Below are 13,052 nucleotides of genomic sequence, written 5' to 3'. Positions count from 1 at the left end.
GGCTCCGCAGTAGCGCATTCTCCCGCGCATCCGCTTCTCCACGCTTTCGCAGCTCCGTGACGCCTGCCCTTCCGGCACCCGGCCGCGGTGTGCCGCCGGCGTGCGCGGACGCGCCCCGACCACCGCGCGCCGATCGGCACGGGCCGAGAATCAGGGGGCTTTTCTTGCACACCGGACAACTCACCCTTCAGCACGTCACCCGCCGCTACGACGACCGCGTCGTGCTGGACGACGTCACCTTCACCGTCGGGCCCGGCGAACGGGCCGGCATCATCGGCGACAACGGCGCCGGCAAGTCCACGCTGCTCCGGCTGATCGCCGGGCTCGACCGGCCCGACAACGGGGAGCTGACCGTCGTCGCGCCCGGCGGCTCGGGTTACCTCGCCCAGTCGCTCGCCCTGCCCGCCGGGGCCACCGTCCAGGACGCGGTGGACGCGGCGCTGGCCGGGCTGCGGGAGCTGGAGGCCCGGATGCGCCGGGCCGAGGCCGGGCTCGCGGGTCTGGCCGGCCCGGAGCTGACCGCCGCGCTGGAGGCGTACGCGGAGCTGGTCGCGCGGTACGAGTCGCGGGCCGGTTACGAGGCCGACGCGCGGGTGGACATCGCCCTGCACGGTCTCGGACTGCCCGGCCTGGACCGGGACCGGCCGCTGTCCACGCTGTCGGGCGGCGAGCGGTCGCGGCTGGCGCTGGCGGGGACGCTGGCCTCCCGGCCCGAGCTGCTGCTGCTCGACGAGCCGACCAACGACCTGGACGACGGGGCGGTGGACTGGCTGGAGAACCACCTGCGGGCGCACCGGGGCACCGTGCTCGCGGTGACCCACGACCGGGTGTTCCTGGAGCGGGTCACCACGACGATCCTGGAGGTCGGCGAGGGCCGGGTGACCCGGTACGGGGACGGCTACGAGGGCTACCTCGCCGCGAAGGCCGCCGATCGCCGGCGCCGGCTGCGGGAGTACGCGGACTGGTGCGAGGAGCTGGCCCGCAACCGCGAGCTGGCCGCGTCCAATGTGGCGCGGCTGGACGCGATCCCGCGCAAGGTGCCGCTCAGCGTGTTCGGGCACGGCGGGTTCCGGGCGCGGGGGCGGGGGCACGGGGCGATGGTCCGCATCCGCAACGCGAAGGAGCGGGTCGAGCGGCTCACGGAGCGGCCGGTCGCTCCGCCGCCGGATCCGCTGGTGTTCGCCGCCCGGGTGACCACCGCCGGGACGTCGGCTCCCCCGGTCGCGGCGGAGCTGGCCGGGGTCCGCGTCGGCCACCGCCTCTCCGTGCCCGCGCTGCGGATCGGGGGCACGGAACGGCTGCTGGTCACGGGGGCGAACGGGGCCGGCAAGTCGACGCTGATGCGAGTGCTCGCGGGTGAGCTGCGGCCGGACGCCGGGACCGTGCGGACGTGGGGGCGGGTCGGGCACCTGCGCCAGGACGAGACGCCGTGGCCGGCCGGACTGACGCTCCCGGAGGCCTACGCCCACGGGCGCGGCGGTGACCTCGACGCGCACACGGAACACCTGTTGTCGCTGGGCCTGTTCGGCCCGGCGGACCTGCGCCTCCGGGTGGGCGAGCTGTCCTACGGGCAGCGGCGCCGGATCGAACTGGCCCGTCTGGTCGGCGCACCCGTCGATCTGCTGCTGCTCGACGAGCCGACGAACCACCTCGCGCCGGCGCTGGTGGAGGAGCTGGAGGGCGCGCTGGCCGGGTTCGGGGGTGCGGTGGTCGTCGTCACGCACGACCGGCGGCTGCGGGACCGCTTCCGCGGGAGGCGGCTGGAACTGGACGGTGGACGGGTCATGCCTTGATGGCTGAAACCGGCCCCCTCCAAGGGGGTCCGGCACCAGTCACATGAACGCCAGTCGGCGTATGGGCAGCTGGCTCATAAACAACCCCTGGGGGAGCTTTGCACCTGTCTTCACCGACATCCGGCCGCACCGGCCACGCGCGTTCGAAGCGCGCGAGCCGGGTCGCGGCCTGCACCGCGCTCGTCCTCGCCGCCGGCACGCTACTGGCGGCCCCGGCCTCGGCCGACGACGTGAAGGCCGCCGATGCGCCGAAGGCCGTCGGCTCGACGCCGCGCAACATCTCCGGCGACAACATCCTCTACCAGAACCGGAAGGGCTATCTGTATCTGTCGCCGGGCGGGAGGACGCAGGACTATCCCTTCGTGCTCAACAACGAAGAGGATCCGGCCAACTACGTCGTCTACAAGGACGTCATCGCGCCGGGCGACCTGCAAGGCGATGGCGAGCCCGAGATCCTGACCCTGACGGCGTCCGGGACCCTCACGCTGCGCACCTGCTTCAGCCCGGACAGGAACGCCGGTCCTCCCACCTGGTCCGGCAACGGCTGGCAGAAGTACAACAAGGTCGTTGCGCCCGGCGACCTGACCGGTGACGGTCACAACGACCTGATCGCGCGCACACCCTCCGGCGACCTCTATCTCTACGTCTCCACCGGGCGCATCGAGGGCCGGCCCTTCGAACCCGGCGTCAAGGTGGCCTCGGGCTGGCAGGCGTACGACCAGATCGTCGGCATGAACGACGCCACCGACGACGGCATCGGCGACGTCGTCACCCGGACGCCCGCCGGTGACCTCTTTTTCCACGAGGGCACCGGTGACCCGTCGGAGCCCTTCGAGGCGCCGTTCAAGATCGGTTACGGGTACGACACGTACAACCAGCTCGTGGGCCTCGACGACGTCAACGGCGACGGTCGCGGCGACCTCATGGGCCGCAGGACGAACGGTGACACGTACGTCTACCACTCCCTGGGCGACGGCCGGGTGCAGGCGAGGATCACCGGAACGTCGGGGTGGCAGAAGGCGTCCCTGTTCGCCGGGGCGGGCGGCAACCCGGACTCCGGCAAGCGCAACGTCATAGCCGCCGATCCCGAGGGCTTCGGGTATGTGTACGAATCCCTGAACAACGGCGAGCTCTACGGGGCGAGTGAGAGTCCGTACAACTCCCGCGACGGCCTCGTGCGGAACGCCTCCTCCCTCGACGGCGACGGGAAGTCCGACGTCCTCCGGGTGGAGGACGACGAGCTGTACGTCGAATACAAGCAGATCAGTGCCGGATGGGGCGTCTACGACGACATCGTCGGCCCGGGCGACCTGAGCGGTGACGGCGCGGGCGACCTCCTCGCCCGCGACTCCAAGGGCGACCTGTTCCTGTACCAGGGGAACGGCCAGGGCACCGCGTTCGCGGCGAGGGTCAAGGTGGGCTACGGCTACGGCACCTACCGCTTCGTCGTCGGCGCCGGGGACCTCACCGGTGACGGCCGGGCGGACGTGGTGGCGATCGCCAAGGACGGCACGCTGTACCTCTACGAGGGCACGGGGAAGGCGTCCGCACCGCTGAAGGCGCGCGTCGAGATCGGCTCCGGTTTCGACATCTACAACAAGTTCGCCGCCGTGGACAACCTCAACGGGGACGGCAGAACGGGCCTGGTCGGGGTCAACGGCTACGGCGATCTCTACCGCTACGCGTCGACCGGGACGGGTGAGCTGAGCAAGCGCGTACTGATCGACTCCGACTTCAACAAGTACAAGGCCCTGTACTGATCCCCCGCGCGGCGGCGGCCCTGGTGCGGGCCGCCACCGCGCGGTGCGGGTCAGCTCTGCGAGCCGGTCTCGGTCTCGCCGCGCTGGAAGGAGACCTCCACGCGGCGGTTCTTGCGGCGGCCGTCCTCGTCGTCGTTGCTGGCGATCGGGTAGTCCTCGCCGTAGCCCCGGATCTCAAAGGTGATCCCGGAGCCGCCGAGCGCCTCGTCCAGCACGTTGTGGACGGCTTCGGCGCGCTTCTTGGACAGCACGTCGCCGTGCTCGGACGAGCCGAGGTCGTCGGTGAACCCGAAGACGCGGACCTTCTTGGCGTCCTGCCGCTTGATCTCCTCGGCGATGGCGTTGATCCGCCCCTTGGCCTCGCCGCCGAGCTTGGCACTGTCCTTGCCGAAGAGCACTTCCGCCTGGAGGGCGAACTTGATGTCGGCGTTGGTGTCCTCGCGGCGCTCCTCGCCGCCGAGGTCCTCGATGACGGACTTGATGTCGAGGACTTTGGGCGCGGCGAGGGTGGCCCCGTCCGGAAGCTTCAGGTCGGAGTCGTTGGAATCGACCTGTACCGGTGGCTCCGCCGATGCGGACGGGTAGGGACTGTCCTCGGCGACCGCCTGGGTGGCTTCGGTTGCCACGAACGCGAGTGCCGCTGCGAACGCGGTCATGACGACGCGCGCCCTTGTCCCCTTCGCAGAGTCGGTGCCGGCACTCATCCGGAGATCTCAATCGTCGCGTTCGGGAACCCTGGGAACTGAAGGTCCACCTTGTTGGTGGTGCTGGGCGGAGACGGGAACTGGGCAAAGAAGTTCAGGCTCTGCCCTGGGTCGATGCTCGACGCGTAGTTGCTCGTTGTGAGCGGTCGATTGTCCGTATCCCGCAGCACGTAATAACGCTTCTTACCGATCGAGTCGACAAGCGTCATACCGGCCAACGAAGGACCGGTATCGGTGACCGCTTCCTCCTGCCCGCTCCATTCGAGAGGTGTGGTGAACCCTTCTCCACCGGTGTTCTTGAAGTCGCCACTGACGGTCAGGAATCCACCGCCGTCCCGCTTGGCCGAGTAAACGATCATCTCGACACCCTTGTCGTTCTTGAGGGTCGCGAGAGTCTTACTGCGGTCCGGCAGCGTGTCGCTCTGCGCACCCTGCTTGCCCTCCCCCTTGCTTGCATCGGACGAGGCCGCGGGCTCCTTTTCCAGTCCCTCGTCGTCACCACCACACGCTGCCACTGAGAACAGTAGAGATGAGGCCAGGAGTGCAACTGCCCCAGCCCGGCGTACTTTCCCCACCTGCCGGAAATTCATTCGGGATCCTTTGCGTCATTTGTGGTCAGTTCTCGGCCAAGCGCACGGAGAAGAGGTCGGCCATCTCAGGCATGAGCGTCAGATCCTCGGAGTCCACCGCCCAGTCCGGGCCGCCGTCACAGCGGACCTTGCCGACTGGCGTGGTCGTCGCCTCCGGGTCCGGATCCGCTTCCGGATCAGAAGAACTCGCCGGATCCGGAGTGTTGTCCGGCTCCGGGGTGAACGTGCAGCGAGGTTCGACCACCGCCACGGCGACAGCTTCCGCCTTCTTGCCCTCGGTACCCGGCACAATGTCCTCGCTCATGCCCTTGTCGGACTGCAGCCGGACCTCGTAGCCCCATCTGCCATCGGCCAGTGGCTGACAACGGACAACGCTCGCCCTGTTCAGCGCAGCGAAAGAAGACGCCCTCCAGCAGGTGTTGTCCGGGCCGCCCAGGAAGGACGGGCTGAACATCGATTCAAGGTAACCGGGGTCCGCGAGATGTGCCTTCAGATCGGGTTCGAGCTGGCTGCGTGATTCCTTGGCCGCTGCCAGCGCTGCCGCATCGGCGGCACCCTGCACGCCATTTCGCTGAATGTCGGCTTCGCCGAATGCGAAGAAGACCAAGGCAAGGAAGAGCAGGCCCACCACCGCTGTGATGTACAGCGGCGCGGCTTGCCCCGACTCCTCGCAAACCTCCGGTGTCACTTGCCCAAGACCTTATTGATCTTATCCTTGAACTTGTTTCCGATGGTCGTACCCATCTTGGTGTTGATCAGAGCAATCACGATCGCCACCACCAGAATCGTGATGCCGACGTACTCGATCGCCCCCTGCCCCTCGTCCTTCCGGCGCTTCATGCGGTCCACGGTGGTGTGCGCCCAGTGGTTCACATAAGTCTGCGTGCGCACCGTCGCCCTGAGCGCGATGTCCTTCATGGCGATGTCCCCCTCCAGGTTCGACCGACCGGGAATCGGTCGACGTTGATCCGTAAGTCCGCGTGCCGCGGGCAAGGTACGTCGGTGCGGTGGCCCTTGTCGTGGGCTGCCGGGCCCATTCCCACTTCTGGGGCCCGTCAGACGTATCGCTTTCAGCCATGCCGTCCCCTCCCGCCCCCCTCGGCTCCGAATGTCCCACAAATGGCCCTCTGGGGAGAGCACTTCGCGGGCTCAGCTGCCGAAGATCTCATTGATGTTCACGTTCGCGGCGTAGTAGAACCCGACCGCGATCAGGATGATCGTGCCCGGGAGCATGAAGCTCGTGACGATCAGCGTGGCCTTGGGGACCGCCTTGGAGGCCTTGCGGCGGGCGTTCTGGGCGTCCGTGCGGCGCATGTCGTTGGCGATCTGGATCAGGGTGTCGACGATGGGCGCGCCCAGCTCCTCGCCCTGTTGGAGCGCGGAGACGAACATCGAGACCTGTTCGGACTCGTTGCGGCGGCGCAGCTGGTCGAAGGCGTCGCGCCTGCTGACGCCCATGTCCATCTGGCGCAGGGTGATGCGCAGTTCGTCGGACCACGGACCGGTGTACTTCTCCGCGACCCGCTCCAGCGCCTGCCGGAAGCCGAGACCGGCCGAGACGACGACCGCGAGGACGTCCAGGAAGTCGGGCAGGGTGCGCTCGATGTCGTCCTTGCGCCGGCTGATGGCCGCCCGGATGATCACGTCCGTCCAGAACAGGCCGTAGACGAGCAGGACGACGGCCAGGAACACCTGACCGTTCATCAGCATCGCCAGGGCGGCGAGGATGCCGAGCCCGCCGAAGACCGCGCGCCGGGCGGCGTAGCGGTCGACCGTCAGGCCGCGCGGGTTGCCCGCCATGTCGAGCTTCCGGCGGATCCGGTCGACCCGTTTCGGGCCCATCAGCGACAGGACCCGGGGGGCGTACCGCATGCCGATGCGGTCGATGGCCGAACCGGCGGCGCTGGTGCGGCTGGCGCCGACCTCCAGGGCGAGCGCCAGGTCGCCGGGGAGCTTGGCGTCCGCGCGGTACATGCGCACGCCCTGGAAGGCGCCGAGGACGGCGAGTCCCAGGACGGCGGCGAGCAGGATCTCCATGGGGGTGTCCTTCCGGCCCTCAGATGCGGACGCGCGTCAGGCGGTTGATCAGGAAGAAGCCGAGGCCGTAGAGCCCGGCGGCGACGACGATGGCGATGCGGCCGGGGGTCGCGGCGGCCATGTCGTCCAGTGCGCCGCCCCGCATGGTGTTGATGAGGAGCAGGAAGAGCAGCCCGAGGACGGGGACGGCGACGGCGGTGACCTTCACCTGGGAGAGGAGCGTGGTGACCTCGCGCCGGGTCTCCTTGCGCTCCTCCAGCGTGTTGGTCAGGTTGCGCAGCGACGAGACGATGGTGCCGCCCGCCCGGTTGGAGAGGATCAGGGTCGAGACCAGGACGGTCAGCTCGCGGGAGGGCAGCCGTTCCACGAGTTCGTTGAGGGCGTCGTCCAGCGAGTGCCCGATGGCCAGCCGGTCGGCGACGCGGCGCAGCTCCTCGTGGGCCGGGTCGTCCAGTTCGTCGACGGCCATGGAGATCGCGGTGCGCAGGGCGAGTCCGGCCTGGGTGGCGTTGGCGAGGACGCGGGTGAGTTCGGGGAGCTGGCTGATGAACGCCTCGGTGCGTTTGGCGCGCTGCCAGTTGAGGAAGGCGTTGCCGCCCCAGGCCCCGATGAGGACCGCGAGGAGCCCGAAGAACGGGGCGAAGACGGCCGCGGTGACGAAGTAGAGCCCGAGCAGGGCGGCAATGACGTACACGGCGTACTCGCCGGGCGTCAGGTCGAGCCCGGTGACCGCGAGCTTCCGCTCGATCCGCTTGCCGAGGGCGGTCCGCCGCAGCTTGCGGTCGACGGACCGGAAGCGCCGGACGCGCCCCTCGATCGCCAGGGGGCCGGTCCGGGAGAGGCGGTCGATGAGCGCCCGCTGCTGCTCCCTGCCGGAGGCGAAGACATGCAGGCCGATGACGGCGAGCACACAGGCGATCAGGGCCACGCCGACCGTCAGGAGCGGGAGGTTGTCCATGTCGGGAAGCGCCTTCCAGGGGGTTGAGGGTCAGGCCGTCGGCGTACGGGTCAGCAGTTGCTCGTCCGTATGGGCGACCCCGAACGCCGGCGGGACCGCCTCGTTCGCCATGTAGAAGCGGTCCGCGACCCGCCGGGGCACCGGGAAGTACGCGAACTGCCCGTACACGCGCCCGTCCGCCGCCATGGGGAGGGCGTCGAAGCGGCAGACGGAGACGATGCGGTAGTCCTCGCGGCCGTACGAGTCCACGACGGCGATCTCCGTGACGCGGCGGGAGCCGTCGCCGTGCCGGGTCAGCTGGATGATGACGTCGACGGCGCTGTTGATCTGGTCGTGGATCGCGGCGAACGGGATCTCGACCTCGGACATGGAGCTGAGGGTCTGGAGCCGCATCAGCGCGTCCTCCGCGCTGTTGGCGTGGACGGTGGCGAGGGACCCGTCGTGGCCGGTGGACATGGCCTGGAGCATGTCCAGGGTCTCGCCGCCCCGGACCTCGCCGACGATGATGCGGTCGGGCCGCATGCGCAGGGAGTTGCGGACGAGGTCGCGGATGGTGACCCGGCCCTTGCCCTCGACGTTGGGCGGCCGGCTCTCCAGCGTGATGACGTGGGACTGCTGGAGCCGTAGCTCGGCGGAGTCCTCGATGGTGACGATGCGCTCGCCGTCGGGGATCAGCCCGGAGAGCGCGTTGAGCAGGGTGGTCTTGCCGGTGCCGGTGGCGCCGGAGACGATTACGTTGAACTTGGCGCGCACGAAGCCCGCGAGCAGCAGCAGCATGGGCTCGTCCAGCGAGCCGAGCGCGATCATCTCCTGGAGCGTGAACGCGCGGGGGAAGCGCCGGATGGTGAGGATCGGGCCGGACAGGGAGAGCGGCGGGATGACGACGTTGACGCGCTCGCCGGAGGGGAGCCGGGCGTCGACCATCGGGTTCGACTCGTCCACGCGGCGGTTGACCGTGGAGACGATGCGTTCGATGGTCTGCATCAGCTGCTCGTTGGACGAGAAGCGCATCGGCAGGAGTTCGAGGCGTCCGCCGCGCTCCACGTAGACCTGTTCGGGGCCGTTGACCATGATCTCGCTGATGGAGGCGTCCTCCAGGAGCGGTTCGAGGATGCCGAGGCCGAGCGCCTCGTCCACGACCCGGCGGATCAGCTGCGAGCGTTCCACGGAGGACAGGACGGGGCCCTCGCGGCTGATGATGTGGCCGAGCACGCGTTCGAGCCGGGCCCTGCGGTCGGCCGCCGCGAGGGCGGACATCTCGGCGAGGTCGATCTCCTCCAGCAGTTTGGCGCGGTAGGCGCCGACGAGCCGGCTCTCCTCGCTCATCCCGTTCGCGGGTTCGGGGCTGGTGATGCGCGCCCGCAGGCTCATGTGATCGACTCCCTCGTTTCCTGTGGCCGCATGGTCGGTTCCGGGTCAGTCGCTCGGCATGGTGGCGCTCTTCTCGACGGAGCCGAAGGAGAACATCGGCAGCAGAGCGGGGATGGAAACCCGCACGGTGACGGTCACCGATTCCGCGCCGGCCCCGGTGCTGACGGTCGCCCCGTCCGCGAGCCAGCTGCTCATGGACTCCCGGGCCACCGCGCCCGCCCGGCCCTGCTGGCCGTCGGTCGACGCCACCCGGGCCGCAGCGCGCGCGGCCGTACCCGCCTGCTGGGCCGCGTACACGGCGAGGCCGAGCTGGACCACGGCCAGCGCGACGACGAGCAGCAGGGTGAGCACGCCCACGTACTCGATGGCGGCCTGCCCGCGCTGCCGGGAGCCGGAGCGGCGCCGCGTCACCATGCGTCCCGCCGCTCGTTCCGGGCACTGGCCTCGCCCGTGGCGTGCATGGGCACGCTGAACGCCCCGGGGAAGAGCAGGGGTACGTCGATGCGCACGGTCGCGGTGACCAGATCGCCGGACTCGCCGCAGCCCACCGTCGCCGACCAGGCGCCGGGGACGTCCTCGCGCCCCGCCCGCGTGCAGGCCACCCCCGGGTCGCCCTCCGCGACGGCGGCGGCCCGGACGGCCTTGTCGGCGGCGTTCCCCGCGAGGATGTACGTGTAGCAGACGAGCCCCGCCTGCCAGAGGAGCGCGAGGGTGAGCAGGATCAGGGGCAGGGTGCCGACGAACTCGATGGCGGTCTGGCCCCGGTCGGAGCGGGAGCGGGCGTCACGGCGCAGGTCTGCGCGTAAGAGGCTCATGGCACGGCACTCCCCCTCGGTGGTCATTTCGCCCGCGCCCGCCGGCCGCCCGACGCGCCGCGTTCACCCTTCAGCCTGCCCCCTCGGACGGCCGCTTGCGCGTTCTTGACCAGACCGAGGTCTGCGGCCAGCCCCCACAGGGCCTGTTTCACGGTGGACTTGGCGTCCAGGTCCTGGAGGCGCCCGGCGTCCACCACGGCCTGGAGCTCCTTGAAGTTGGCCGGAACGGCGATCCGGGCGACCTTGGTGGCGGTGATCTTCTCGATCAGCGCGGGCTGGATCTCCGTGTGCCGGGTGTGCCGGTTGACGAGGGTGATGGTCTCCTCGGCCTTGCGGACCTGGAGCCGGTCCCAGAGCCGGACCATGCGCTTGGCGGCCCGGACGGTGATGACGTCCGGGGTGGTGACGAGCACGGTGCGGTCCGCCATCTCGACGGCCGCGGCGTTGGCCGAGTTCATGTACGTACCGCAGTCGACGACGACGACCTCGTAGCGGTGGCGCAGGGCGCTGACGGTCTGGCGTACGACGCGGTCGGTCACGTCCTCGCCGCGCTCGCCGTCGGCCGGGGCGAGCAGCAGGGCGACGCCGGACTCGTGGTTGTACAGGGCGTCCTGGAGGACCCGGGGCGAGATGTCCTGGATGGTGGCGAGGTCCACCACGGACCGGCGGAACTGCACGTCCAGGTAGGAGGCGACGTCCCCCGACTGGAGGTCCAGGTCGGCCAGCGCCACGGTGTGCCCGGAGGCGGCGGCCGCCAGGGCGAGCTGGACGGCGGTGACCGTGGTGCCGACGCCGCCCTTGGCGCCGCTGACGGTGACGACGGTGCCGCCGGGGCCGGTGTGCAGCTCGGCGCCGGCCCCGAGGTGGCGGCGGACGCCGACGGACCAGCCGGAGGCGGCCTGGACGCGCTGCGCCAGCTCCTCGTACGAGAGGGGCAGGCCGACCAGGCCGCGGGCGCCGGAGTCCATGGCGGCGGAGTAGAGCCCGGGGCTGGTGTCGGCGGTGACGAGGACGACGCCGACGGCGGGGAAGCGCAGGGCCACTTCCCGGATCAGCTCCAGGGCCGGGACCGGGCCGATCCGTTCGTGCACGAGGACGACCTCGGGCAGCTCGTCCAGGGATTCGGCGGCGAGCCGGGCGAGGGTGTCGAGCAGTGAGGTCGAGTCGCCGAGCGGGGCGGCCGGCTCGGCGTCGGGGAGCTGGCCGAGGAGCCCGGAGACGGCGCGGGCGGCGTCGGCGTCACCGACGGCCGGGAGGATGCGTGTGCTCATCCGGTCCTCACTTTTTCTTGTCTTCGTCGAGGTCGTAGCTGCCCTCGCCCGGGCCCAGGGTGGTCGGGCTGCCGGCGGGGAGCAGGGCGAGGCGTACGTGTTCGGCGAAGGACTCCGCGTAGGCGACGCGCTGGGCGTCGTCGGTGTCCAGGGCGAAGGTGATCGGCACGGCCTCGGTGGTGCCGGTGCCGCGGTCCTCCGGCTTGGGTTCGAGCGAGGTGAGCCGGCCGACGTCGATGACGTGCGCATTGGCCACGATGACGCGCGAGGTGGGCTTCTCCTTGTCGGTGCGGCCGGCGAAGGTGGCGTAGATGTTGACGAGGTTGCCGGGCCTGATCTTGCCCGCGACACCGGTCGCCGCGTCGATCATGATCGCGATCTCCTGCTGCCCGCTCTTCAGCTTCGGGCGGTCGACCAGCATGTCCTCCTGGAGCAGGGAGCCCGGGTGCAGTTCGGTGACGGCGATCTTGCCGCGCAGGGCGGAGAGGTCGGTGACGGCGCTCTTGGAGAGCCAGCGCTCGGGCATCGAGATCTTCTCGAACTGGTCCGCTTCCAGGGGCTTGTAGGGCGCGATGGTGGTCCTCACCCGGTACGCGGTCACCTCGGGGCCCACCTTCGCGTTCACGTCACCGATCACCGAGATCACACCGGCGAAGGCGGCGAGGGCGCACAGGACCGACAGGACGAGCAGGATGACGCCGCGGCGTTGCCGTGAATTCATGGGCGGAGCGACCTCGTTGGGGTATGTGGGCCGACGGACGGTGCGGGGCGGGGCGGTGCCGCTGACTCAGGGATTCAGGGCGGCGGGGCCGCGCGTACGGTCCTCCGGCGGGTGCAGAGGGGCGTTGCACAGGCCGCAGCGGTCGCCGATGAGTTCGTTTCCGCACCAGGTACAGACCTCTCTGCGCACCGAGGAGACCAGTTGGTAGATCAGCGAGATGTCGGGCAGATAGGCCACGAACTCGATCAGCTTCGGGGTGCCCCACCAGCCGGGGGACTCGTCGGGCAGGACGGCCTCGTGCACCGCCTGCGCCTGCCACGCCCGGGCCAGCGTGCCGGTCACCCACTCCGACGGGGACTGCCCCCGGGCGACGAGGAGATGCGTGGCGAAGCGGGGGCCGGCCAGTTCCCCCGTACCGACCCTGACGAGCTGGGGTTCCGGGTTGGCGAGCACGCCGAACTGGGACCCGGGGACCCAGGACTTGGCGTGCGACTTGAGGCTGACCGGCACCCGGTCGAGCCGGGTCACGGAGTGGAGCAGCGCCCCGGCGTGCACGTAGTGGGACAGGAGCCGCGCGGCGGAGGCGATCACCCCGGCACTGAAGTCGCAGACGGACAACTGCCGTAACTGACGCACGAGTACGGCCACGCCGAGCGGCGGCAGGTCCGACTTGAGCAGGGCGATGCGGTCGCTCTCCAGGATCGCCCGGACGGTGTGGAGCCGGCGCTCGTGCGCGGCGGGGATGCCCGCCGGGTAGACGGCGATGACGTGTCCGTGCTGCTCCAGGAGGAGCCGCATGTCGTCCAGGGCCTGGTCCAGGGACTGTTCGCCGGGGCCGCGCAGGACGACCGCGGGGGGCGTCTGGCGGTCCTGCGGGGGCAGCACGAGGCCGGGACCGGTCACTGCTATGGCTGTCGGCACGCCGCTCCCCGTTCCTCGGGCCGCCGCGCACGGCCGCACTCGCTCCCCCGGGCGCTTCCGCTCGGATGCTCCCGCCTGAGCACTTTATCCACGTACGGCAGGACAGAGAAC

The 13,052-nt window shown here is 70.2% G+C and carries 14 protein-coding genes; 2 read left to right on the top strand and 12 right to left on the bottom strand.

Features of this window, described 5'->3' with window-relative positions:
* Nucleotides 1-164 precede the first annotated feature (164 nt).
* Entirely contained in the window at nt 165-1,793 is a 1,629-nt protein-coding gene (locus ACFZAT_RS02640) for a TlrC/CarA/OleB/SrmB family ABC-F type ribosomal protection protein (protein WP_391258985.1), read from the top strand.
* Between the two features lie 98 nt (nt 1,794-1,891).
* Nucleotides 1,892-3,553 carry an FG-GAP-like repeat-containing protein gene (locus ACFZAT_RS02635; protein ID WP_391258982.1) on the top strand — a complete coding sequence of 554 codons (1,662 nt, stop codon included), beginning with the start codon at nt 1,892-1,894 and terminating at the stop codon, nt 3,551-3,553.
* A 50-nt stretch (nt 3,554-3,603) separates the two neighbouring features.
* On the opposite strand, the gene ACFZAT_RS02630 is transcribed toward ACFZAT_RS02635, so the two are convergent.
* The 12 genes from ACFZAT_RS02630 to ACFZAT_RS02575 all read right to left on the bottom strand — a co-directional run bounded on the left by ACFZAT_RS02630 (nt 3,604) and on the right by ACFZAT_RS02575 (nt 12,923).
* Nucleotides 3,604-4,209, bottom strand: coding sequence for an OmpA family protein (locus tag ACFZAT_RS02630; protein ID WP_391258979.1), 606 nt, complete (start codon nt 4,207-4,209; stop codon nt 3,604-3,606).
* A 44-nt stretch (nt 4,210-4,253) separates the two neighbouring features.
* Nucleotides 4,254-4,847, bottom strand: coding sequence for a hypothetical protein (locus ACFZAT_RS02625; protein ID WP_391258976.1), 594 nt, complete (start codon nt 4,845-4,847; stop codon nt 4,254-4,256).
* Nucleotides 4,848-4,872: 25 nt separating this feature from the next.
* Nucleotides 4,873-5,535, bottom strand: a complete 663-nt coding sequence (locus ACFZAT_RS02620) for a pilus assembly protein TadG-related protein (RefSeq protein WP_391258973.1) — start codon at nt 5,533-5,535, stop codon at nt 4,873-4,875.
* Nucleotides 5,532-5,765 (bottom strand): hypothetical protein, encoded by a 234-nt coding sequence (locus ACFZAT_RS02615; RefSeq protein WP_391258971.1) that lies wholly within the window; start codon nt 5,763-5,765, stop codon nt 5,532-5,534. Before ACFZAT_RS02615 ends, ACFZAT_RS02620 begins: the two co-directional genes overlap by 4 nt.
* Before the next feature lie 231 nt (nt 5,766-5,996).
* Nucleotides 5,997-6,884 carry a DUF5936 domain-containing protein gene (locus tag ACFZAT_RS02610; protein ID WP_391258968.1) on the bottom strand — a complete coding sequence of 296 codons (888 nt, stop codon included), beginning with the start codon at nt 6,882-6,884 and terminating at the stop codon, nt 5,997-5,999.
* 19 nt (nt 6,885-6,903) lie between these two features.
* Entirely contained in the window at nt 6,904-7,842 is a 939-nt protein-coding gene (locus tag ACFZAT_RS02605; protein ID WP_391258966.1) for a type II secretion system F family protein, read from the bottom strand.
* 30 nt (nt 7,843-7,872) lie between these two features.
* Nucleotides 7,873-9,213, bottom strand: coding sequence for an ATPase, T2SS/T4P/T4SS family (locus ACFZAT_RS02600; RefSeq protein ID WP_391258963.1), 1,341 nt, complete (start codon nt 9,211-9,213; stop codon nt 7,873-7,875).
* A 45-nt stretch (nt 9,214-9,258) separates the two neighbouring features.
* Nucleotides 9,259-9,627: a TadE/TadG family type IV pilus assembly protein gene (locus ACFZAT_RS02595; protein WP_391258960.1), complete on the bottom strand. Its 369-nt coding sequence runs from the start codon at nt 9,625-9,627 to the stop codon at nt 9,259-9,261.
* Nucleotides 9,621-10,028: a TadE/TadG family type IV pilus assembly protein gene (locus tag ACFZAT_RS02590; protein WP_391258958.1), complete on the bottom strand. Its 408-nt coding sequence runs from the start codon at nt 10,026-10,028 to the stop codon at nt 9,621-9,623. Before ACFZAT_RS02590 ends, ACFZAT_RS02595 begins: the two co-directional genes overlap by 7 nt.
* 23 nt (nt 10,029-10,051) lie before the next feature.
* Nucleotides 10,052-11,299, bottom strand: a complete 1,248-nt coding sequence (locus ACFZAT_RS02585; RefSeq protein WP_391258955.1) for an AAA family ATPase — start codon at nt 11,297-11,299, stop codon at nt 10,052-10,054.
* Between the two features lie 7 nt (nt 11,300-11,306).
* Nucleotides 11,307-12,020 carry a Flp pilus assembly protein CpaB gene (gene cpaB / locus ACFZAT_RS02580; protein ID WP_391258953.1) on the bottom strand — a complete coding sequence of 238 codons (714 nt, stop codon included), beginning with the start codon at nt 12,018-12,020 and terminating at the stop codon, nt 11,307-11,309.
* A gap of 66 nt (nt 12,021-12,086) precedes the next feature.
* The gene (locus ACFZAT_RS02575; protein ID WP_391260209.1) at nt 12,087-12,923 is read right to left on the bottom strand and encodes a hypothetical protein; all 837 of its coding nucleotides are present in this window, start codon (nt 12,921-12,923) and stop codon (nt 12,087-12,089) included.
* Nucleotides 12,924-13,052: the final 129 nt, after the last annotated feature.

The sequence above is a fragment of the Streptomyces sp. NPDC008163 genome (assembly GCF_042956885.1).
Taxonomy (GTDB): domain Bacteria; phylum Actinomycetota; class Actinomycetes; order Streptomycetales; family Streptomycetaceae; genus Streptomyces; species Streptomyces drozdowiczii_A.
The sequence above is the reverse complement of the archived record's forward strand: the minus strand, read 5'-3'. Positions and strand labels throughout refer to the sequence as shown.

Coding starts and splice junctions, on each gene's coding strand:
- ACFZAT_RS02585 (WP_391258955.1), bottom strand. CDS start 11,299: ATGAGCACACGCATCCTCCCGGCCGTCGGTGACGCCGACGCCGCCCGC.
- ACFZAT_RS02615 (WP_391258971.1), bottom strand. CDS start 5,765: ATGAAGGACATCGCGCTCAGGGCGACGGTGCGCACGCAGACTTATGTG.
- ACFZAT_RS02610 (WP_391258968.1), bottom strand. CDS start 6,884: ATGGAGATCCTGCTCGCCGCCGTCCTGGGACTCGCCGTCCTCGGCGCC.
- ACFZAT_RS02595 (WP_391258960.1), bottom strand. CDS start 9,627: ATGGTGACGCGGCGCCGCTCCGGCTCCCGGCAGCGCGGGCAGGCCGCC.
- ACFZAT_RS02590 (WP_391258958.1), bottom strand. CDS start 10,028: ATGAGCCTCTTACGCGCAGACCTGCGCCGTGACGCCCGCTCCCGCTCC.
- ACFZAT_RS02600 (WP_391258963.1), bottom strand. CDS start 9,213: ATGAGCCTGCGGGCGCGCATCACCAGCCCCGAACCCGCGAACGGGATG.
- ACFZAT_RS02630 (WP_391258979.1), bottom strand. CDS start 4,209: ATGACCGCGTTCGCAGCGGCACTCGCGTTCGTGGCAACCGAAGCCACC.
- ACFZAT_RS02605 (WP_391258966.1), bottom strand. CDS start 7,842: ATGGACAACCTCCCGCTCCTGACGGTCGGCGTGGCCCTGATCGCCTGT.
- cpaB (WP_391258953.1), bottom strand. CDS start 12,020: ATGAATTCACGGCAACGCCGCGGCGTCATCCTGCTCGTCCTGTCGGTC.
- ACFZAT_RS02625 (WP_391258976.1), bottom strand. CDS start 4,847: ATGAATTTCCGGCAGGTGGGGAAAGTACGCCGGGCTGGGGCAGTTGCA.